The following is a 19,097-nucleotide window of genomic DNA, read 5'->3' on the forward strand; positions in this document are numbered from 1 at the left end:
GCAGGCGCGGCGGGCGGCCCCTGTCCCAGGGCCCGGATAGCCTGCACGGGTGGACGGACCCGACCAGCCCGCCGATCGGACCCCCGGCTCCGAGGTGCCCGCATACCCGCTCGCGTGGGAGGCGGACGTCGTGCTGCGCGACGGCTCCACGATGCACCTGCGACCCCTGCGTCCCGAGGACGCCGACGCGATCCAGCGGTTCCAGGAGGCGCAGTCGGAGCGCTCCGCATACTTCCGCTTCTTCGCGCCGGTGCGGCGGCTCACCGAGCGGGAGCTGAACCGGCTCACGCACCTGGACCACCACGACCGCGTCGCGCTCATCGCCGTGCGCCCCGGGGTCGACGACGAGGGGCGGCCGCGCGAGGACGTGCTCGGCGTCGCGCGGTACGACAAGGTCTCCGACACCGAGGCGGAGGTCGCGTTCAACATCGCGGACGCGATGCAGGGCAAGGGCCTGGGCTCGGTGCTGCTGGAGCACGTGGCGGCCGCCGCCCGCGAGCGCGGCGTGCGGCGCTTCACCGCCGACGTGCTGCCGCAGAACTCCTCCATGCTGGCCGTGTTCCGCGACGCCGGGTACGCGATCAGCCAGCACCTGGACGACGGCGTGGTCATGGTCGCCTTCGACCTGGACCCCACCGAGCGGTCGCGCGAGGTCATGGCCGACCGCGAGCACCGCGCCGAGGCCCGCTCGATGCAGGCGCTGCTGACGGCGCGCCGGGTGCTGCTGGTGGGGCCCGGCCCCGCCGGGTCGGCGCCGCCGACGACCGAGCACCACCTCGCGCAGCGCGTCGTCGACGCCGCGGTGGCCGACCCGGGGGACACCGAGCTGACGGTGCTTCGCGCGCCCGGCGCGGTCCCGGCGGCGCCGGGCGTGGCGGCCGTGGAGTCCTGGGACCAGGTGGCCGAGGTCGACCTCGCGCTGCTCGCCGTCCCCCCGTCGGAGGCGGTCGAGGCGGTGCGCCGGCTGGCGGATCGCGGGGCGCGGGGCGTGGTCGTGCTCTCCGCCGGGTACGCGGAGACGGGGCCCGACGGGCTGGCGCGCCAGCGCGAGCTGGTGCGCGCCGCGCACGCCGGCGGGATGCGCGTCGTCGGGCCGGCGTCCTTCGGCCTGCTCACCACCACGCCCGGGGCCCGGCTGCACGCCAGCCTCGCCGTCCGCCCGCCGCGCCCCGGGGTGGTCGGGATGTTCTGCCAGTCGGCACCCGCCGCCGTCACGCTCACCGCGACGCTGGCCCGGCGCGGGCTCGGCGTCTCGGCGCTCCTGTCCGCCGGCCACCGCGCCGACGTCTCCGGCAACGACCTCATGCAGTACTGGCACGACGACCCGCGCTCCGCGGTCGTCTGCCTGTACCTGGAGTCCATCGGCAACCCGCGCAAGTTCTCCCGGATCGCGCGCCGGCTGGCCGCGGTCAAGCCCGTCGTGGTGGTCGTGGCGGGGCGCTCCGGTCAGGTCGTGCCGCCAGGCCACGCCGTGCGTGCCACGCAGGCCCCGCGCCGGCTGCTCGACGAGATGCTGCGCCAGTCCGGCGTGATCCGGGCGGAGAACACGCACCAGCTGATGGACGTCGCGCAGGTGCTGGCGCACCAGCCCCTGCCGACCGGCGAGCGCGTCGGGATCCTCGCCTCCTCGGCCGCCCTCGCAGCCCTCGTGGCTGAGGCCGCGGCCGCGGCGGGGCTCGTCGTCGCCGCGTCGTCCGACTTCCTGCCGCCGGACGCGACGGACGAGCAGATCGCCCAGGTGACGGGCGCGCTGTACGCGCCGGGCGCCTGCGACGTGGTGGTCGCCGTCGACGTGCCGGTGGTGGTGCCTCGCACGGGCGCGGTGGCGCGCGCCGTCGCCGAGGCGGCGGCGCGCACTGGCCGCACGACCGTGGCCTCCATGCTCGGGCTCAGCGGGCTGCCGGACGAGCTCGCGGCGACGGGCCCCGACGGCACGTCGGTGCGCATCCCCGCGTTCTCCACGCCCGAGGACGCCGTCACGGCGCTCGGCAAGGTGGTCACCTACGCGCGGTGGCGCACGGAGGACCGCGGCACGCACGTGCGGCCCGACGGCATCGACGCCCGCGGCGCCCGCCGGCTCGTGGAGGGCTGGCTCGCCCCGGAGGGCGGGGACCCGGCCGCGGCCGACGGGCGCACCCTCACGCAGGACGAGACCGCCCGGCTGCTCGCGTGCTACGGCCTGCGCCTGTGGCGCTCGCGGACGGTGCGGACGGCCGACGAGGCCGTGGCGGCGGCCGACGAGCTCGGCTGGCCCGTAGCGCTGAAGACGGCCTCGACCGCGCTGCGGCACCGCACGGACCTCGGCGGCGTGCGCCTCGACATCGCGGACGCGGCGGAGCTGCGGGCGGACGTGCAGCGCATGCGGGAGGTCGCCACCGGGGTGCTGGGGGAGGCCGACCCGGCGATGGAGGTGCAGGCGATGGCCCCGGCCGGCGTCCCGTGCGTGATCCGCTCGGGTGAGGACCCGCTCTTCGGCCCCAAGGTCTCGTTCGGGCTCGCCGGCGACGCGACCGACCTGCTGGACGACGTCGCCTACGGCATCCCGCCGCTCACCGACGTGGACGTCGCGGCGATGGTCCGCACCGTCCGTGCCGTGCCGCGGCTCTTCGGGTACGGGGGCGCGCCGCCCGCCGACATCGACGCGCTCGAGGACGTGCTGGCGCGCGTGTCGGTGCTGGCGGACGACCTGCCGGAGCTCGCGTCGCTGGAGCTGTACCCGGTGGTGGCGGGCTCCGAGGGGGTCAGCGTGCTGCACGCCGGCGTGCGGCTGCGCTCCGTGCCGCAGCGCGCGGACGCCCCGCGCCGGGCGCTGCCGGCCTGACGGTGATCCGGGCGTCGACGGCCTGACGACGGGCCTGGGGACGACGGTGGCCACGGCGGCCGCAGCGGTGGGAGAATGCGCGGGTGCCGCATGCCACCGCCTCTGAGAACCTCCGTGCTGACCTGTCCGTCCACGTACGCCGGGCCGGGTACTACCCGGACCTCGTGGAGGACGTCCTGGACGTCGCGATCGCCGACGAGGACGTGCTCGCTCACCTCGTGCAGGCCGAGACCACTTTCGACGACACCGTGCGCCGGCACCTGACGGTGCTGGCGCTCACCCCCACGCGACTGGTGACCGCGCACGTCGACGACCACGAGGGCGACGCCGCCCACCCGTCGTCGGCCGCGGCGACCACGGAGGCCGTGCCGTTGAGCGAGATCCGTTCGGTGGCCCTCACCCACGTCGTGGACGAGCCCGCCCAGCACGCTCCCGGCGACAGTGCCTCGGAGCTGACGCTCGCGATCGGCTGGGGCGCCGTGTCCCGCATCGACCTCGAGCCGGTGCAGTGCCCGGACCCGGCCTGCGAGGCGGACCACGGCCTCACCGGCCAGCTCACGCCGGACGACGTCGTCGTGCGGGTCAGCGGCGCGGCGGAGGGCCGCGACGCGTTGCGCCGGGCGACCTCCTTCTCGCGCGCGCTGTCCGCCGCCACCGGGGTGAGCGGGCGCGCCGCCCGATGACGACCTCGGTCGCGCTGCCGGACGGCCTGCTGGCGCCGTCGTACGGCACGGGCTCGCTCGCGGCAGTCCTGCCCGGGGTGGCGGGCGCCCTGGGGGTGGACCTCACGACGGCCACCGGCCTCCGCTCGGCGGACTGTCGCGGCACGCTCGGGCTGCCGCGCAGGCTGCAGCGGGTGGTCGTGGTGCTGGTGGACGGGCTGGGGCAGGCCAACCTCGCCGAGCGCGGCGGGCACGCCCCCTTCCTGCGCTCGCTCCAGGCGGACGGCAGGTCGGTGCGCTCCAGCTTCCCGTCGACGACGGCGGCCGCGCTCGCGACGTTCGGCACGGGCACCTCGCCGGGGCGCACCGGGCTGCTCGGGTACACGCAGCGCAACCCGGACACGGGCGGTCTCGCCACGACGGTCTCCTGGACGGAGCAGTCCGACCCCTACCGCCCGGGCGCCAAGCTCTCCGGCCCGCTGCGGGCGGAGCCGGAGGCGCTGCAGCGGGAGCCGACCGTCCTGGAGACGCTCGTCGCGCGGGGGGTGCGGGTCGTGTCGCCGGGTCCGGCCAAGTTCGCCCGGTCGGGGATGACGCGCGCGGCGCTGCGCGGCCCCCGGTACGTCGCGGCCGAGAGCCTCGGCGAGCAGGTGGACGCCGCGGTGCGCGAGCTGCGCGAGCCCGGCGTGGTGTACCTGTACCACGGCGCGGTGGACAAGACCGGGCACCGGTTCGGACCGGGATCGTGGCAGTGGGGGGACGCGCTCGAGGCGACGGACGCCGAGCTGCGCCGGCTGGTGCGGTCCGTACCGCGCGGCACCCTGGTGCTCGTCACGGCCGACCACGGGCAGATCACGGCGGACCCGGCGCACCAGCACGACGTGGCGTCCTCCCCGGAGCTCGCGCGCGACGTCGCCCTGCTGGGCGGCGAACCGCGCGCGGTGCACGTGTACGTGGACCCCGGCGCCGACCCTCGTGACGTCGCCGCCCGCTGGGCGGGCGTGCTGGGCGACGACGCGCTCGTGACGCTTCGCGACGACGCGGTCGCCGCGGGCTGGCTGGGTCCGATGGCCGACCACGTGCTGCCCGCCGTCGGCGACGTCCTGGTCGCGGCCCGCGGGGCGGCGACGGTGGTCGACTCGCGCCTGCACCCCGCGGCGGCGCGGGAGATGCCCGGGGTGCACGGGTCGCTGACGCCCACCGAGATGGTGGTGCCGGTGCTCCTCGCGCAGGCGTAGGGGCCGCCCAGATTCTCTGGCGTGCGACGGGGTGCCGATGGCACGATGCCCGGATGGAGCCGAGCCAGGAGACCAGTGGGAAGACCAGCGAGCAGACCCCCGAGCCGACGACGTCCCGGTGGACGCGGGCGACCGTCTACGCGGACATGTGGGTGGACCCGGACGACGACCCTCGCGAGTCCGACGCGGAGCTGGTCGACGAGCGCGACATCCTGCTCGAGTCCCTGCGCGCCAACCGGCTCACGATCGAGCTGAAGTGCGCCGACCTGGACGCCGAGCAGCTCGCCCGCCGGTCCGTGCCGCCGTCCACGATGTCCCTGCTGGGGCTGGTGCGGCACCTCACCGAGGACGAGCGGCACGTGCGCCGCATCATGGCCGGCGAGGACGCGCCGTGGCTCTACCGCAGCGAGCAGAACCGCGACGGCGACTGGGACGGCGCCGTCGCCGACCCGTCCGTCGTCGAGGAGGCCTTCCGGCGGTGGCGGGCCGAGATGGCCGAGACGGACCGGATGGTGGCCGGCATCGACGACCTGGGCGCCACGAACGCGGGTCTGTCCGACCTCGGCGCCGAGCCCGGCGGCGCGCTGCAGCTCCGCGAGCTGCTGCTGAGCCACATCGAGGAGTACGCGCGGCACTGCGGCCACGCCGACCTCCTGCGCGAGCGCGTCGACGGCCGCGTAGGTCAGTGATGCGCCCGGCAGCGACGTGCCGACTGATGTGCCGACCTGGGCCCGGCGTCTGACAGGATCTGGCCCATGGCCGAGCTCGTCTTCTTCTCCGGGACCATGGACAGCGGCAAGTCGACGCTGGCCCTGCAGACCGACCACAACCACGCGGCGCGCGGCCGCTCCGGGCTGATCTTCACGCGGGACGACCGCGCCGGCGCGGCGCGCCTGTCCTCGCGCCTGGGGCTCGAGGTCGACGCCCGGGAGGTCACCGACGGCACGGACTTCTGGGACGTCGTGGTCGCCGAGCGGCAGGCCGGCCGGCTCGTGGACTACCTCGTGTGCGACGAGGCGCAGTTCTACTCCCCGGCGCAGGTCGAGCAGCTGGCCCGCCTGGTCGACGAGGTCGAGCTCGACGTGTTCGCCTTCGGGATCACCACCGACTTCCGCACCCGGCTCTTCCCCGGGGCGGCGCGTTTCATCGAGCTGGCCGACCGCGTCGAGGAGCTACAGGTCCGGTCGCTGTGCTGGTGCGGCGCCCGGGCCACGCACAATGCGCGCACCGTGGGCGGCGTCATGGTGGTCGAGGGCGACCAGGTGGTGGTGGGCGACGTCCTGGCCGGCGAGGCCGGCGCGCCCGACGGCGGCCCCGTCTCCTACGAGGTGCTGTGCCGGCGCCACCACATGCGACGCATGACCGCCTCGGACGCCAGGCGGCGGTCGGCGACCACCGGCCAGCTGGACCTGGGTCACGCCGCCGGTTGAGCGTGCGCCGTCCTGAGCTTGTCGAAGGGTCGAAACCTGGTCGACCAGCACGCACGCTGGTTAAGCCTGTCGAAACCTGCTCAACCAGCGGGTTTCGACAAGTTCAACCAGCGGGTTCCGAAAAGCTCAACCAGCGGGCGGGCCGTTCAGGACGAGGGGCGGCCGCCGCCGAAGACGATCTCGTCCCAGCTGGGCACCTGCGCCCGGCCCTTGCGCCCGGCCCGGCGTACGGGCTTGTCGTTGCGCGGCGCCGGCGCGGCCGGCTGCGGCCCCTGTGCTCCCTGGCCGGGAGGACCGCTGGGCGGCGGCGCGTCGTCGACGACGTCGTCCGAGCTCGGCTCGCGCGCCTCGCGCTCGGTGACGCCCGCGGGGCGACCGTCGCCGTCGTCGGACGGGGGGAGCGTGGAGGGCACGGGGCTTCGTCCGCCCGCGGGATGGCCGGACCGTTCCGGGGGTGAGGTGCGCAGGCCCGCACGGCGCGACCCGAGGTCGACGACGCTCGCCCCGGAGGGTTCGGCCGTCCCCTCGGTCTCGTCGGTGCCCCCGGCAGGGGCGGTCGGGCGGCCGGGGGACGGTGCGGTGACGAAGCCGAGGGGCACCTCCGGTATCGCCTCGCTGCGGTCGTCGTGGTCGCGGGATGCGGCAGGGGAGCGGGGACGGTCGGCCGAACGCTGTCCGCGTCGGCCCGCGAGGTCGTCGAGCAGGAGGGCCGTGGTGTCGTCCCCGACATGCCGGCGCGGCGAGGAGGCCCGTGCGCCCGGGCCGGGGTACCCGCCCCGGCCGTTTGCGGAGGGCACGCCGAGCACGTCGGGCGAGACGGGGTCGTCCGGCTGGCCGAGCCAGCGTGCCTCGTCGTCGAGCGGCGTGACGACGCGCCCCTTGGGGTCGTACGTCCAGCGAGCGGATCGGTCGCGGTCGCCGGCGGAGAACCGCACCTCGACGACCCACGGCGCGGTGCCCTCCCGCCGGGCGGACCAGCGGGCCTCCGCGGTGGGCACCCCGCGCGCGGCGAGCCGCGTGTCGGCGACCTCGCCCAGCGTCGTCGTCTCGTCGTCGCCCGGGAGCCGGTGCGCCCGCACCTGCCCGACGGCGTACTCGCGCTCGGCCACGACGGGCCACTCGTAGCGCTGCACGTGCTCGACGGACAGGCCGGACTCCTCCGCCAGCTCCTCGGCCGACGCGCCCGCGCGCAGGCGTACCTGCATGTCGCGCGGGCGCATGGTCGTCGGGGCCTGGGCGCGCAGCGCCTCCGTGCGCGGGCGGTCCCTGCGCACCGCGGCACGCAGCGCGTCCGTGACGGGCAGCGTGCTCTGGGCGCCGTCGGGTCCGCGCAGAACCAGCCGCTCACCGTCCTCGTGCAGCCTCACGAGCTCCAGCTCGGCCATGCTTCCTCCCTCAGGGTCACACCTGCGGGTCGCAGCTCCCGCGCCTCCGCCTGTTCGAGAGTGCCACCGGCATAGGGACGCGGGACGCAGGCGCGTCGGTGTGCCGCCGATTGACGCGCTGCGCGGGCCCGGCCGCCGTGAGCCTGGGAGGATGACGTCCCGTGGACGCGTTCGCCTCCGGGCCGGTCTCCCTGCTCGAGCTCGTCGCGGTGTTCGTCGCCGCGGTCTCCGGCGGGCTCGCCGCTGTGCGCAAGCGGTTCGACGCGTTCGGGGTGCTCGTCCTCGCGTGGGTCACCGGCCTCGGCGGCGGGATCCTGCGCGACGTCCTCATCGGCGACACCCCGCCGGTCGGCATCGCGAGCTGGCGGCTCGTCACCGCGGCGCTCGCGGCGGGCGTGATCATCTTCTTCTTCCATCCAGGCCTGGAGCGCATGCGCCGGTCGGTCCTGGTGCTCGACGCCGCGGCCCTCGCGCTGTTCGTGCTGCAGGGCACCACGAAGTCGCTCGAGCTCGGGGTGGGTGTCCTCGCCTCCGTCGTGGTGGGCGTCCTCACGGCGGTGGGCGGCGGGGTCCTGCGCGACGTGCTCGTGGGCGAGGTGCCGCTGGTCTTCGCCGGCCGTCAGCTGTACGCCGTGCCGGCGCTGGTCGGGGCGGGTATCACGGCCGCGCTGTGGAAGCTGGACGCGCTCCAGCTCTGGACGGCGCTCGGGGTGGTGGCTCTGGTTTTCGGCTTCCGGCTGTTGTCCCTCGCCCGTGGGTGGACGGTGCCGCCCGCCGGCCCTGGCTGGACCGCCCGGTGGGGGCGAGGGTCAGGCAGGATGTAGGCGTGGAACAACGAGCGGGCGCCCCGACCAGCGACGACAACGACGACACCGGGATCGAAGCGACGATCGACGTCGAGGCGCTACGCGACCTCGCGCGCAGCCTGGCCCGCGAGGCCGGGGCGCTGGTGCGCGACGGGCGCCCGGAGCGGGTCGAGGTCGCCGCGACGAAGTCGAGCGCGGTCGACCCGGTCACGGCGATGGACCGGGCGTCGGAGGAGCTGCTGCGCGCGCGGCTCGCCGCCGAGCGGCCCGACGACGCGATCCTCGGCGAGGAGGGGGACGACGTCCCCGGGACGTCGGGCCTCACCTGGGTGCTCGACCCGATCGACGGCACCGTGAACTACCTGTACGGGGTGAGCTCCTACGCCGTCTCCGTCGCGGTCGTCGCGGGTCCGCCCGACCCGGAGCGCTGGACGGCCCTCGCGGGCTGCGTGCACTCGGTCGTGGACGGGCGCACCTGGACGGCCGCCCGGGGCGGCGGTGCGGAGCGCGACGGGCGCACGCTGCAGGTCAACCGGCCGTCGGCGCTCGCAACGTCCCTGGTGGGCACCGGGTTCGGGTACGAGGCCGGGCGCCGGGCGCACCAGGCGCAGGTCCTTGCGAGCGTGCTGCCGCGGGTGCGCGACATCCGCCGGCTGGGCGCCGCGGCGATCGACCTGTGCCTCCTGGCGGAGGGCGCGCTCGACCTCTACTACGAGCGGGGGCTCAACCCGTGGGACGTCGCCGCGGGCGGGCTCGTGGCGGCGGAGGCGGGTGCCGTCGTGGGCGGTCTGCACGGGCGCGGGCCGAGCTCGACGATGACGGTCGCGGGCGCCGCGCCGATCGTCGGCGAGCTCGTGCGCGTGCTCGAGGAGGCCGGCGCGGACGGCCCGGAGGGCGTCGCGGCGCACTGACGCCGGCTGGCGAGGTTCGCCGCCCGCGGGGACGATCTGGGCCGGGGCGAAAATCGTGTCAGCCGGCGCATCTCGCTGCGGGCGAACACGGCATTCCCGGCCGCGTCGTTGCAGGTCAGAGGCCGATGGCGGCACTGTGACGCGGGGAACAGCCTGCGGTGTCGCGCGTCCGCGCGAAATGGTGCACAATCCGTGGGCCGACCGGGAACAAAACCCGGTCACCGAGCATTATCAGCGCGTACCGATACCGAGACCACGGAGCGTGACCCCACAGATGGCAACCGACTACGACGCCCCCCGCAAGAACGACGAGGACGTGGAGCAGGACTCGATCCAGGAGCTCCAGGCGCGTCGTTCCGACAAGTCGTCGGGTGTCGTCGACGAGGACGAGACGGAGGCCGCGGAAGGCTTCGAGCTGCCTGGCGCCGACCTGTCCGGCGAGGAGCTCGCGGTCCGCGTCCTTCCCCGCCAGGCCGACGAGTTCACCTGCACGAGCTGCTTCCTCGTCCACCACCGCAGCCAGCTGGCCTACGAGAAGAAGGGGCAGATGGTCTGCACGGAGTGCGCCGCCTGACGAGCCCACCCCTTCGGTCGGCGACCACGCCAGCACCACGGACGACACAGGCCGTCACGTCAAGGACGTGACGGCCTTCGTCGTCCCCGGGTACGGGGTCGGGAGCGGTGTCGTTGCGGTCTCGATGCGGGGTCGATCAGCGGGCGAGCGCGGCGGCGAGCTCCTGCGGCCGCCGCGTCGAGACGAGCCAGTACGGCGTCGGGTCGAGCGGGTCGTCGAGCTCGACCTGCACGCCGGTGCGCGCCCAGGCGCGCAGGCACACGAACGCCCGCGCGTCGAGCGCGGGGCCGAGCGCGGTGCGCATCTCGTCGGCGTTCGCCAGGGTCGTGACCTCGCCCAGGACGTCGAGCGGTACCCGCGCCTTCCCGGCACGCAGGCGACCACCGGCGACCTCGACCACCGGTGCGGTCGCGATCAGCGCCGTGAGCGTCCCGGCGGCGACCAGGGCGCCGACGACCACGGCGACCGCGTGGGCCATGGGCCACAGCGCCACGGCCGCGATCACGCCGAGCCCGACGGCGCCGCACCAGGCCGCCGGCCCGGGGGAGAGCCGCTCGCGGAAGGCCGGTTCGGTGACAGGGGAGATCTCGGGCTGGGGCTCGCTCATGGCCCCATCATCCCAGGGTCGCGGTGCGCCCCGGGTCGGCTACGCTTCCCGGGTGCCTGACACCTCCAGCCAGCCCGTGAGCGATCACTCGAGCGGCGACGGCAGCACCGTGGACGTGCTCGTGACCCTGCTCGACGACGCCGTCCCGACCCCCGCGTACGCGCACCCCGGGGACGCGGGCGCCGACCTGGTGACCACGGTCGACGTCGAGATCCCGCCGCAGGGGCGCGTCACGGTCCCGACGGGCGTCGCGATCGCGCTGCCCGACGGGTACGCGGCCTTCGTGCACCCGCGCTCGGGCCTGGCCGCCAAGCACGGCGTCACCGTGGTGAACGCCCCCGGGACGATCGACGCGGGCTACCGCGGCGAGATCAAGGTGATCCTCCTCAATACCGACGTCACCGAGCCGGTGCACCTGCGCCGCGGCGACCGGGTCGCCCAGCTCGTGGTGCAGCGCGTGGAGCACGCGCGGTTCCTCGTCGCGACGACGCTGCCGGGCTCGCACCGGGGCGCGGGCGGCCTGGGGTCGAGCGGCGGTTTTGCCGGGCGCTGACGGCGGCGCCGATACGGACCGGAGGCGTCGCCGAACCGGTCTACTGTGGGAGGTGCGGGCAGAGCACCGCCCGAGCACGGCTGGGCGCGACCAGGCCACCATCGAGCCGTCATCGAGCCACAACCGATCTGGGACGACGAGAAGGAGATCCTCCGTGGGGCTGTTCCGGCGCAACGCGTCGAAGAAGGGTGCCGACGACGCCGGCGAGACGCCGGCCGAGGACGCTTCGGCCGCCGACTCGAGCGTCGGTTCCGGCGCCAACGCGGCCGACGCGGCCGGGCGCCCCGACCGTGGGCCCTTCGACTCCTCTCAGGTGACGGGCATGGGCCCTCGCGTCGACCTCGGCGCGATCTGGCTACCCGTGCTGCCCGGCCTCGAGCTGCGCATGGAGGTCGACAAGAAGACCCAGAAGGTCACTGGGGTGTCGGCGACCCTCGGCGGCTCGGGCCTCCAGTTGCAGGCCTTCGCCGCCCCCCGGACGGAGGGCATCTGGGACGAGGTGCGCGCCGAGATCGGCTCGTCCATCACCCGCCAGGGCGGCACCGTGGACGACGTGCCGGGGCCTTTCGGGCGCGAGCTGATCGCGCGCATCCCCGCGACCGGGCCCGAGGGCCAGCCGGCCGTGCGCCCCGCCCGCTTCATCGGCTTCGACGGGCCGCGCTGGTTCCTGCGCGGCGTCCTGTCGGGGCGGGCGGCGGTCGACGCCGAGGCGGCCAAGGCGCTCGAGTCGGTGTTCGCCAACGTCGTCGTCGTGCGGGACGCCAACCCGCGTCCGCCCCGCGACCTGCTCACGCTGACGTTGCCCAAGAACGCCCGCCAGGGCGACGGCCCCACGGGCGCTCCCTCGGGCGGTCCGGAGGACGCGGCCCCGGAGACTCCCTCCTTCGACCCGCTGACCCGCGGGCCCGAGATCACCGAGATCCGCTGAGGATCCACGACATGGGTCACCGGCCGATCACGAGCATGGAGCACTGATGTCACTGCGCACCGCCGTCCAGCACGCGCTGGCGTCGGCCGACGAGGTCGCCGCGGACGAGGAGCGGCACGAGGCCGCCACGCACCGCGACTGCACCGCCGTCTCCGAGCTCGGCGACCGGCGCCGGGCGAGCGTGGCGGGCGTGCTTCGCTCCGTGGTCCTGCGGCCGCGCGAGGGTGTCCCGACGGTCGAGGCCGAGCTGTTCGACGGCTCCGGGTCCCTCGATCTGGTGTGGCTCGGCCGCCGGTCGATCGCCGGCATCGACCCCGGCAGGCGCATCCGCGTCGACGGGATGGTGTCCGACGTCGACGGCCGGCGCACCATGTTCAACCCGCGGTACGAACTGCGCGCGCGGGCCGGCGAGTGAGCGGCGGGTCACGCCCGGCGGGCGAGGGGACGGGCGCGACCCCCGGCGCCGCGGAGGGTCGCGGCGTGCGCGCCGTGACGGGCGAGTCGTTCTCGTTCGCCCAGGCCGTGGGTGGCGTCCGCGGCGTCATCGAGGCCGTGGCCCCCGGGCTGGTCTTCGTGGTCGTCTACGTCATCACGTCCGACCTGAGCTGGGCGCTCGGCGCGTCGGTCGCGGCGGCGCTCGTCGCGGTCGTCGCCCGCCTCGCCCAGCGCACCCCGGTGACCCAGGCCCTCGGTGGCCTCCTCGGCATCGGCGTGGGCGTGTTCTGGGCGTGGCGTTCCGGCGAGGCGGAGGACTTCTACGCGTGGGGACTGTGGACCAACGCCGCCTACCTCGTCGCGATCCTCGTCTCCCTCGCGGTGCGCTGGCCCGTCGTCGGCCTCGTGGTCGAGTCCGTCCGGTCGGGGTTCGCCGATGTCGCGGCCGACCGCGCCCGCGGGGACGGCGGGCGAGCCGCCGATCCCGACGACCGGCCCGCCGCCGACGACTCGCCGGGAGCCCAGGTCGAGGAGCCCACGCCGAGCCCCTTCGCAGGGATGGTCGCGTGGCGCAAGGACCCGGCCCTCGTGCGCCGCTACGCGATCGCCACCTGGTTCTGGGCCGGCCTGTTCGCCGTGCGCCTGGCCGTGAAGGTGCCGCTGTACTTCGCGGGCGACATCGGCTGGCTGGGCACGGCCCACCTGGTGCTGGGCGTCCCGCTCTGGGGCCTCGTGCTCTGGCTCACGTGGGTCGTGGTGCGCGGGGCGCACGAGACGCGGCCGTCCCCCGCACCGTCGCCCGGGGCTCAGCTCTCCTGAGCGTCGTCCCGCCCGGGTGCGTCCCGCCCGGGTGCGAGCTGCTCTGGCCCGACGAGCGGTGCTCCGTCCTCGACGGGCCGCGCGTCCTCGATGGCGGGGACGACGGGCACGTCCGGGGCACCGTGCCGCAGGAGCCGCTGGAGTGCCTGCTCGTCCACCTGGCTGCCCATGACGAGCACCAGCTCGTCGCCGGCCTCGAGCGTGTCGTCCATGGTGGGCGCGAGCGGCTGCGAGCCGCGCACGACGCACGCGAGTACGGTGTCCGCGGGCCACAGGACCGCGCCGACGCGGGATCCCACGAGCGGGGAGTCGGTCGGGAGCGTCATCTCGACGATGTCGGCCCCGGACTGGTGGAACGTGAAGATCCGCACCAGGTCGCCCACGGCCACGGCCTCCTCGACCATGGCCGTCATGATGCGCGGGGTCGAGACCGCGACGTCGACGCCCCACGAGCCGTCGAACATCCACTCGTTCTTCGGGTTGTTGACGCGCGCGACCGTGCGCGGCACCCCGAACTCCGTCTTGCACAGCAGTGAGAACACGAGGTTGGCCTTGTCGTCTCCCGTGGCCCCCACGACGACGTCCGCGCTGGTGACATCGGCGGCCTCGAGCGAGGACAGCTCGCACGCGTCGGCGAGCAGCCAGTCCGCCTCCGGCACCTGCGCCACCCGCATCGCCGTGGGGTTCTTGTCGATGAGCACGACCTCGTGGTCGTGCGAGAGCAACTCGCGAGCGATCGACCGGCCGACCGATCCGGCGCCGGCGACGACGACCCGCATCAGCTGTCCTGCTGCAGGGGCTCGTGGGTCAGGACCCGTTCGACGGCGGCCGCGTCATCGGTGCGCATGAGGACGTGGAGCTCGTCGTTCTCCTGCAGCACGGTGGCGGGGGTGGCCAGGACGCCGTCGGTGTAGCGGGACAGGAATGCCACGCGCGCCCCGGTGGCCGACTCGATGCGGTGCACCGCGACGCCGGCCCAGCCGGGGTGGTAGTCGACCTGGGCGAGGCGCACCCGCCCGGACGGGTCGCGGTACTCGTCGGTCGCGCCCAGGGGGAGCATCCGGCGCAGTACCTGGTCGGCCGTCCACCGCACCGTCGCGACGGTCGGGATGCCGAGCCGCTGGTAGATCTCCGCCCGCTGTGGGTCGTAGATGCGGGCCACGACGTTCTCGACGCCGTACGTCTCGCGCGCGACGCGCGCCGCGAGGACGTTCGAGTTGTCGCCGTCGGACACCGCCGCGAAGGCGTAGGTGTCCTCGATGCCGGCCTGGACCAGGGTGTCGCGGTCGAAGCCCACCCCGGTGACCTTCTGCCCGGAGAAGCCGGCCGGGAGGCGGCGGAACGACTCGGGGTTCTGGTCGACGACGGCCACGGAATGACCCCGGGACTCGATCGTCTGCGCGAGGGTCGACCCGACGCGGCCGCAGCCCATGATGACGAAGTGCACGAGCGAAACGCTATACCTCGCGAGGGCGCCGGTCCTCACGTCGGATCCCCGCGGGGCCGGGCCGCGCCGGGGTGCCCGGCTGGGCATAGCATTGCTCGACGTGTCGGACATCGCGGACGCTGCCAAACGGCTCCTTCTCGGACGCCCCGTGCGCAGCGAGAACCTGGGCCGCACGCTCCTGCCCAAACGCGTCGCGCTGCCCGTCTTCGCCTCGGACGCGCTGTCGTCGGTGGCGTACGCGCCGGACGAGATCCTCCTGACCCTGGCCGTCGCCGGCATCGCCGCGACGACGGTCTCCCCGTGGGTCGGGCTGGGCGTGGTCGTCGTGCTGCTGGTGGTGGTGTCCTCCTACCGGCAGAACGTGCGCGCGTACCCCTCGGGCGGCGGCGACTACGAGGTCGCGACGACGAATCTCGGGCCGACGGCCGGCATCGGCGTCGCGTCGGCCCTCCTGGTGGACTACGTGCTCACCGTGGCCGTGTCGATCTCCTCGGGAGCCCAGTACGCGGCGTCGGCGCTGCCGTTCCTGCGCGGGCACGAGGCGCTGTTCGCCGTGGCCGTCGTCGTGGTGCTCACGGTGATGAACCTGCGCGGCGTGCGCGAGTCGGGCACGTTCTTCGCCGTCCCGACGTACTGCTTCATGGCGCTCATCGGCCTGCTCGCCGTGGTCGGCGCGATCCGGTACTTCGCCGGCGACCTCCCGCTCGCGGAGAGCGCCGGGTTCGAGATCGCCCCCGAGGCGGGTTTCGACCAGGGGCTCACCGGGCTGGCGGGCGCCTTCCTGCTGGCGCGGGCCTTCGCGTCCGGCTGCGCGGCCCTCACCGGCGTCGAGGCCATCAGCAACGGCGTCCCGGCGTTCCGCAAGCCGAAGTCGCGCAACGCCGCCACGACGCTCGCGCTGCTGGGCGGCATCTCCGCCACGATGATGTTCTCGATCCTCCTGCTGGCGCAGGCCACCGGCGTGAAGTACGTCGAGGACGCACACGACCAGCTGACCTCCGGCGGGCGGCCGCTGCCGGAGGACTACAACCAGCACCCGGTGATCAGCCAGCTCGCCGAGGCCGTGTTCCAGGGTTTCACCCCCGCGTTCGTGGCCATCTCGATCGTCACCGGGCTGATCTTGGTGCTCGCGGCCAACACCGCGTTCAACGGCTTTCCGGTGCTCGGTTCGATCCTGGCCAAGGACGGCTTCCTGCCGCGCCAGCTGCACACGCGCGGGGACAGGCTCGCGTTCTCCAACGGGATCATCACGCTCGCCGTCGCCGCGATCGTGCTCATCCTGGCCTTCGACGCCCAGGTGACGCGGCTGATCCAGCTGTACATCGTGGGCGTGTTCGTCTCGTTCACGCTCTCCCAGCTCGGCATGCTGCGGCACTGGACGCGGGCGCTGCGCAAGGAGCCCGACCCCCGGGAGCGCTCGCGGATGCAGCGGTCGCGCGTGGTCAACGGGGTCGGGTTCGTCATGACGGCCACCGTGCTCGTCATCGTGCTCGCCACGAAGTTCACGCACGGCGCGTGGATCACCATCCTCGCGATGGCGGTGCTGTTCGGCCTCATGCGCGCCATCTCGGCGCACTACGCGCGGGTGCGCGCCGAGCTGGAGCTCGACGACGTGGCGGGCTCGCGCGCCCTGCCCAGCCGCGTGCACGCCATCGTGCTGGTCTCCAAGATCCACAAGCCGACGATGCGGGCGCTCGCCTACGCGCGGGCGTCGCGGCCGTCGGTGCTGGAGGCCGTGACCGTGGGCGTGGACGCGGAGGAGATCGCCGACCTGCGCGCCAAGTGGGAGGCGCTCGACCTGCCCGTGCCGCTGCGGGTGCTCGACTCCCCGTTCCGCGAGATCACGCGCCCGGTGCTCAAGTACGTGCGCTCCGTGCGGCGCGACTCCCCGCGCGACCTGGTGGTCGTGTACATCCCCGAGTACGTGGTCGGGCACTGGTGGGAGCAGGCGCTGCACAACCAGTCGGCGCTGCGGCTCAAGGGGCGGCTGCTGTTCACCCCCGGCGTCGTGGTGGCGTCGGTGCCGTGGCAGCTGTCGTCCTCGGCCGGGCAGACGGGCCTGGAGGGCACGGCGTCGCCGCCGCGCGGCCCCCTGTTCTGACCGCGGTTCTGACTGCGGGGCCGCCCGGGGGAGAATAGTGACCATGCCTCGCCCCCGCCGTTCTGCGCCGCGCCCTCGACCGACCGCCCCCGACCCGGAGGTGGGCCGCGAGGTCGAGCTCGAGATCGGGCCCGTCGCCCACGGCGGGCACTGCGTGGCCAGGCTCGACGGCCGCGTCGTCTTCGTGCGGCACACCCTGCCGGGCGAGCGCGTGCGCGCCCGCGTCACCGAGACCGGGTCGCGGTTCTGGCGGGCGGACGCCGTCGAGGTGCTCGACGCGTCGCCCGACCGGGTGCCGTCGGCGTGGCCCGAGGCCGGTCCGGGCGGTGTGGGCGGCGGTGAGCTCGCTCACGTGGCGCTGCCCGCGCAGTGGCGCTGGAAGGCCGGGGTCGTCGAGGAGCAGCTGCGGCGGCTGGCCCGGATCGAGCGCGAGGTCGAGGTCGAGGCGGCGCCGGGCGACGTCGAGCGCGGCGGCCTGGGCTACCGCACCCGCATCGACCTGGTCGCCGACGCCGAGGGCCGGGTGGGCATGCGCCGGTTCCGCTCGCACGACATCGTGCCCCTGGCGGGCATGCCGCTGGCCACCGACGCCGTCGCGGCGCTCGCCGACGCCGAAGGGGTGTGGACGCGCCGGTGGCGCCCGGGCGCCCGGCTGGAACTCGTCGCGCCCGAGGGCGGGACCGAGCCGATGCTGCTGGTCGACGACGCGCCGTGGCGCCGCGGCCGCGCCGACACGCGGCCCAACGCCCGCCGCGCCGTGATCGAGACCGTGCGGGCGGGCGGCGCCGAGCACCGGTACCGCGTGGCCGCCGACGGCTTCTGGCAGGTGCACCGGGCGGCGCCCGACCTCCTCACGGGTGCCGTGCTGGACGCCGTGCTCGGCGGCCGGGCGGACGCCTCCGGCGAGACGGTGCTCGACCTGTACGCGGGTGCCGGCCTGTTCAGCCTGCCGCTCGCGGCCGCCGTCGGCGGCTCGGGCCGCGTCGTCGCGGTCGAGGGCGACCCCGGGGCCGTCAAGGACGCGCGTCGCAACGCGCACGACCTGCCACAGGTGGAGCTGCACCTCGGCGCGGTCGACGAGGTGCTGGGCGACGCCGCCGGGGGCGTCGGGAACGCCGACGTCGTCGTGCTCGACCCGCCGCGCGTGGGTGCGGGCCGGGCCGTCGTCGACGGGATCGCCGAGCGGGCGCCGCGCCGCGTCGTCTACGCCGCCTGCGACCCCGCGGCGCTGGCCCGCGACATCGCCTACTTCGCTGGGCACGGCTACGAGCTGACCGGTCTGCGCGCGTTCGACCTGTTTCCCATGACGCACCACGTGGAGTGTGTGGCCGTCCTCGAACGGTGAGCCTCCTGCGCCGAACCCGTGCGCTGCCGTCGCGCCGCGTGCCGCGGTCGCGCTCAGCGGGTGACGCGGCCGGCGGTGGAGGCGAAGCCGAGCCACGTGTGGCGGTTGCGCCACCAGCACCAGCCGACCTTGGGCGCGCCGCGGCGCGCGCTCCCGTCGCGTCCCGTGCCGTTCGAGATCCAGATCGCGGGCGTGCGGGCGTCGTAGCTCCCGTTCGCGCGCCGCAGGCGGGAGCCGATCGTCATGAAGCAGTGGTTCCGGGTGAGAGCGTCGGGGGACTGCAGCACCCAGTGCACGCCCTCGGTCAGCGTGAGCGGGCTGCGGCCCCGGGCCGCGACCTCGGGCTCGGCCTCCTCGGGTGACCAGTTCGCCAGGTCGTCGCCGCGGACGAGGCGGGTGACCGCGTAGACGTCGGCGTCGGGCACGTCGACGCCACCCGTGGGCGCGAAGTCGTCCACGTCCGGCATGTCCACGACGACGAAGCCCTCGCGCTCGACCGGCGTGCCGCGGTCGCTCGAGGGCAGGCGCAGGTGGGGCGCGAGGCGCGACGGCGGCAGCAGGCGCGGATGCACGACGAGCAGGGAGCCCGCCGGGGCGGTGGCCTCGAGGGCCGACGCGGCGTCGCGGAGCTCGGCGGGGGACAGGCCGCCGGGACCACCGCCGTCGGGAGCCACGACGCCGAGAGCGATCAGCCTCTCGGCCTGCTCCGTGATCGGTGCGAGGGCGGGCGGCTGCGTGGCTGAGCTGGCTGAGCTGGCTGAGCTGGCGGACGGCGTGGCGGAGGTGGTGGCGGTCGACGGGGCGGGTGACGGCATCGGGCGTCCTTCCGGTCGAGGGCAGCAGCGCAACGCCCGGGCCGCCGGTCTTGTTCCCGTTCGCCGTACGGAAATGGGCGGTACCTGGTCCGGCCGGGGCCTGTCACGAGATATCTTGATGTCAAGATATATGAGCTATGCTGATCAGGCGCCCGGCGTACGCTGGGCGGAGCCCCCAGAATCACGGCGTCGGAACCGTCGCGTCGCAGAGCGCACGGTC

19 protein-coding genes are annotated in these 19,097 nt (G+C 75.0%); 14 read left to right on the forward strand and 5 right to left on the reverse strand.

Annotated elements, in window-relative coordinates:
* The first annotated feature begins 49 nt into the window (after positions 1–49).
* The 5 genes from AC1C2W_RS06490 to AC1C2W_RS06510 all read left to right on the forward strand — a co-directional run bounded on the left by AC1C2W_RS06490 (position 50) and on the right by AC1C2W_RS06510 (position 6,151).
* Positions 50–2,821, forward strand: a complete 2,772-nt coding sequence (locus AC1C2W_RS06490) for a GNAT family N-acetyltransferase (RefSeq protein WP_495412683.1) — start codon at positions 50–52, stop codon at positions 2,819–2,821.
* An 83-nt stretch (positions 2,822–2,904) separates the two neighbouring features.
* Entirely contained in the window at positions 2,905–3,504 is a 600-nt protein-coding gene (locus AC1C2W_RS06495) for a DUF5998 family protein (RefSeq protein ID WP_495390933.1), read from the forward strand.
* The gene (locus AC1C2W_RS06500; protein WP_495390932.1) at positions 3,501–4,721 is read left to right on the forward strand and encodes an alkaline phosphatase family protein; all 1,221 of its coding nucleotides are present in this window, start codon (positions 3,501–3,503) and stop codon (positions 4,719–4,721) included. The genes AC1C2W_RS06495 and AC1C2W_RS06500 overlap by 4 nt, the downstream gene beginning before the upstream one ends.
* A 53-nt stretch (positions 4,722–4,774) precedes the next feature.
* Positions 4,775–5,410 (forward strand): DinB family protein, encoded by a 636-nt coding sequence (locus tag AC1C2W_RS06505; protein WP_495390931.1) that lies wholly within the window; start codon positions 4,775–4,777, stop codon positions 5,408–5,410.
* A 66-nt stretch (positions 5,411–5,476) separates the two neighbouring features.
* Positions 5,477–6,151 (forward strand): thymidine kinase, encoded by a 675-nt coding sequence (locus tag AC1C2W_RS06510; protein WP_495390930.1) that lies wholly within the window; start codon positions 5,477–5,479, stop codon positions 6,149–6,151.
* A 146-nt stretch (positions 6,152–6,297) separates the two neighbouring features.
* Here the strand turns inward: AC1C2W_RS06510 and sepH are convergent, their stop codons facing one another.
* Positions 6,298–7,536 (reverse strand): septation protein SepH, encoded by a 1,239-nt coding sequence (gene sepH / locus AC1C2W_RS06515; protein ID WP_495412684.1) that lies wholly within the window; start codon positions 7,534–7,536, stop codon positions 6,298–6,300.
* 161 nt (positions 7,537–7,697) lie between these two features.
* Here sepH and AC1C2W_RS06520 point away from each other — a divergent pair, with 161 nt between their 5' ends.
* The 3 genes from AC1C2W_RS06520 to AC1C2W_RS06530 all read left to right on the forward strand — a co-directional run bounded on the left by AC1C2W_RS06520 (position 7,698) and on the right by AC1C2W_RS06530 (position 9,827).
* Positions 7,698–8,360, forward strand: a complete 663-nt coding sequence (locus tag AC1C2W_RS06520) for a trimeric intracellular cation channel family protein (protein WP_495412685.1) — start codon at positions 7,698–7,700, stop codon at positions 8,358–8,360.
* A gap of 53 nt (positions 8,361–8,413) precedes the next feature.
* Positions 8,414–9,253, forward strand: a complete 840-nt coding sequence (locus AC1C2W_RS06525; protein WP_495412871.1) for an inositol monophosphatase family protein — start codon at positions 8,414–8,416, stop codon at positions 9,251–9,253.
* A 274-nt stretch (positions 9,254–9,527) separates the two neighbouring features.
* Positions 9,528–9,827, forward strand: a complete 300-nt coding sequence (locus tag AC1C2W_RS06530; protein ID WP_495390927.1) for a DUF4193 domain-containing protein — start codon at positions 9,528–9,530, stop codon at positions 9,825–9,827.
* A gap of 136 nt (positions 9,828–9,963) precedes the next feature.
* On the opposite strand, the gene AC1C2W_RS06535 is transcribed toward AC1C2W_RS06530, so the two are convergent.
* Positions 9,964–10,434 carry a DUF3093 domain-containing protein gene (locus tag AC1C2W_RS06535; protein WP_495390926.1) on the reverse strand — a complete coding sequence of 157 codons (471 nt, stop codon included), beginning with the start codon at positions 10,432–10,434 and terminating at the stop codon, positions 9,964–9,966.
* A 52-nt stretch (positions 10,435–10,486) separates the two neighbouring features.
* Here AC1C2W_RS06535 and dut point away from each other — a divergent pair, with 52 nt between their 5' ends.
* From dut to AC1C2W_RS06555, 4 genes are all read left to right on the forward strand, one after another.
* Positions 10,487–10,987 carry a dUTP diphosphatase gene (gene dut, locus AC1C2W_RS06540; RefSeq protein ID WP_495390925.1) on the forward strand — a complete coding sequence of 167 codons (501 nt, stop codon included), beginning with the start codon at positions 10,487–10,489 and terminating at the stop codon, positions 10,985–10,987.
* A gap of 154 nt (positions 10,988–11,141) precedes the next feature.
* Positions 11,142–11,915 (forward strand): DUF3710 domain-containing protein, encoded by a 774-nt coding sequence (locus AC1C2W_RS06545; RefSeq protein WP_495390924.1) that lies wholly within the window; start codon positions 11,142–11,144, stop codon positions 11,913–11,915.
* Positions 11,916–11,961: 46 nt separating this feature from the next.
* Positions 11,962–12,330 carry an OB-fold nucleic acid binding domain-containing protein gene (locus AC1C2W_RS06550; protein WP_495390923.1) on the forward strand — a complete coding sequence of 123 codons (369 nt, stop codon included), beginning with the start codon at positions 11,962–11,964 and terminating at the stop codon, positions 12,328–12,330.
* Positions 12,331–12,395: 65 nt separating this feature from the next.
* Positions 12,396–13,169, forward strand: coding sequence for a DUF3159 domain-containing protein (locus tag AC1C2W_RS06555; protein WP_495390922.1), 774 nt, complete (start codon positions 12,396–12,398; stop codon positions 13,167–13,169).
* On the opposite strand, the gene AC1C2W_RS06560 is transcribed toward AC1C2W_RS06555, so the two are convergent.
* Both AC1C2W_RS06560 and AC1C2W_RS06565 read right to left on the reverse strand, forming a co-directional pair.
* Complete coding sequence (locus tag AC1C2W_RS06560) at positions 13,157–13,948, reverse strand: potassium channel family protein (RefSeq protein WP_495390921.1); 792 nt, start codon at positions 13,946–13,948, stop codon at positions 13,157–13,159. The genes AC1C2W_RS06555 and AC1C2W_RS06560 overlap by 13 nt on opposite strands.
* On the reverse strand, positions 13,948–14,601 hold the full coding sequence (locus tag AC1C2W_RS06565; RefSeq protein ID WP_495391000.1) for a potassium channel family protein: 654 nt from the start codon (positions 14,599–14,601) through the stop codon (positions 13,948–13,950). The genes AC1C2W_RS06560 and AC1C2W_RS06565 overlap by 1 nt, the downstream gene beginning before the upstream one ends.
* 115 nt (positions 14,602–14,716) lie before the next feature.
* On the opposite strand from AC1C2W_RS06565, the gene AC1C2W_RS06570 reads away from it, so the two are divergent.
* The gene (locus AC1C2W_RS06570; RefSeq protein WP_495412686.1) at positions 14,717–16,717 is read left to right on the forward strand and encodes an APC family permease; all 2,001 of its coding nucleotides are present in this window, start codon (positions 14,717–14,719) and stop codon (positions 16,715–16,717) included.
* 43 nt (positions 16,718–16,760) lie between these two features.
* Positions 16,761–18,062, forward strand: a complete 1,302-nt coding sequence (locus AC1C2W_RS06575; protein WP_495390919.1) for a class I SAM-dependent RNA methyltransferase — start codon at positions 16,761–16,763, stop codon at positions 18,060–18,062.
* A 53-nt stretch (positions 18,063–18,115) separates the two neighbouring features.
* Here AC1C2W_RS06575 and AC1C2W_RS06580 read toward each other — a convergent pair whose 3' ends face one another.
* Entirely contained in the window at positions 18,116–18,877 is a 762-nt protein-coding gene (locus tag AC1C2W_RS06580) for a DUF5701 family protein (RefSeq protein ID WP_495412687.1), read from the reverse strand.
* Positions 18,878–19,097: the final 220 nt, after the last annotated feature.

The organism is Isoptericola sp. Y581, assembly GCF_059445475.1.

Coding starts and splice junctions, on each gene's coding strand:
- sepH (WP_495412684.1), bottom strand. CDS start 7,536: ATGGCCGAGCTGGAGCTCGTGAGGCTGCACGAGGACGGTGAGCGGCTG.
- AC1C2W_RS06575 (WP_495390919.1), top strand. CDS start 16,761: ATGCCTCGCCCCCGCCGTTCTGCGCCGCGCCCTCGACCGACCGCCCCC.
- AC1C2W_RS06510 (WP_495390930.1), top strand. CDS start 5,477: ATGGCCGAGCTCGTCTTCTTCTCCGGGACCATGGACAGCGGCAAGTCG.
- AC1C2W_RS06550 (WP_495390923.1), top strand. CDS start 11,962: ATGTCACTGCGCACCGCCGTCCAGCACGCGCTGGCGTCGGCCGACGAG.
- AC1C2W_RS06580 (WP_495412687.1), bottom strand. CDS start 18,877: ATGCCGTCACCCGCCCCGTCGACCGCCACCACCTCCGCCACGCCGTCC.
- AC1C2W_RS06535 (WP_495390926.1), bottom strand. CDS start 10,434: ATGAGCGAGCCCCAGCCCGAGATCTCCCCTGTCACCGAACCGGCCTTC.
- AC1C2W_RS06560 (WP_495390921.1), bottom strand. CDS start 13,948: ATGCGGGTCGTCGTCGCCGGCGCCGGATCGGTCGGCCGGTCGATCGCT.
- AC1C2W_RS06530 (WP_495390927.1), top strand. CDS start 9,528: ATGGCAACCGACTACGACGCCCCCCGCAAGAACGACGAGGACGTGGAG.
- AC1C2W_RS06565 (WP_495391000.1), bottom strand. CDS start 14,601: ATGGGCTGCGGCCGCGTCGGGTCGACCCTCGCGCAGACGATCGAGTCC.
- AC1C2W_RS06500 (WP_495390932.1), top strand. CDS start 3,501: ATGACGACCTCGGTCGCGCTGCCGGACGGCCTGCTGGCGCCGTCGTAC.
- AC1C2W_RS06505 (WP_495390931.1), top strand. CDS start 4,775: ATGGAGCCGAGCCAGGAGACCAGTGGGAAGACCAGCGAGCAGACCCCC.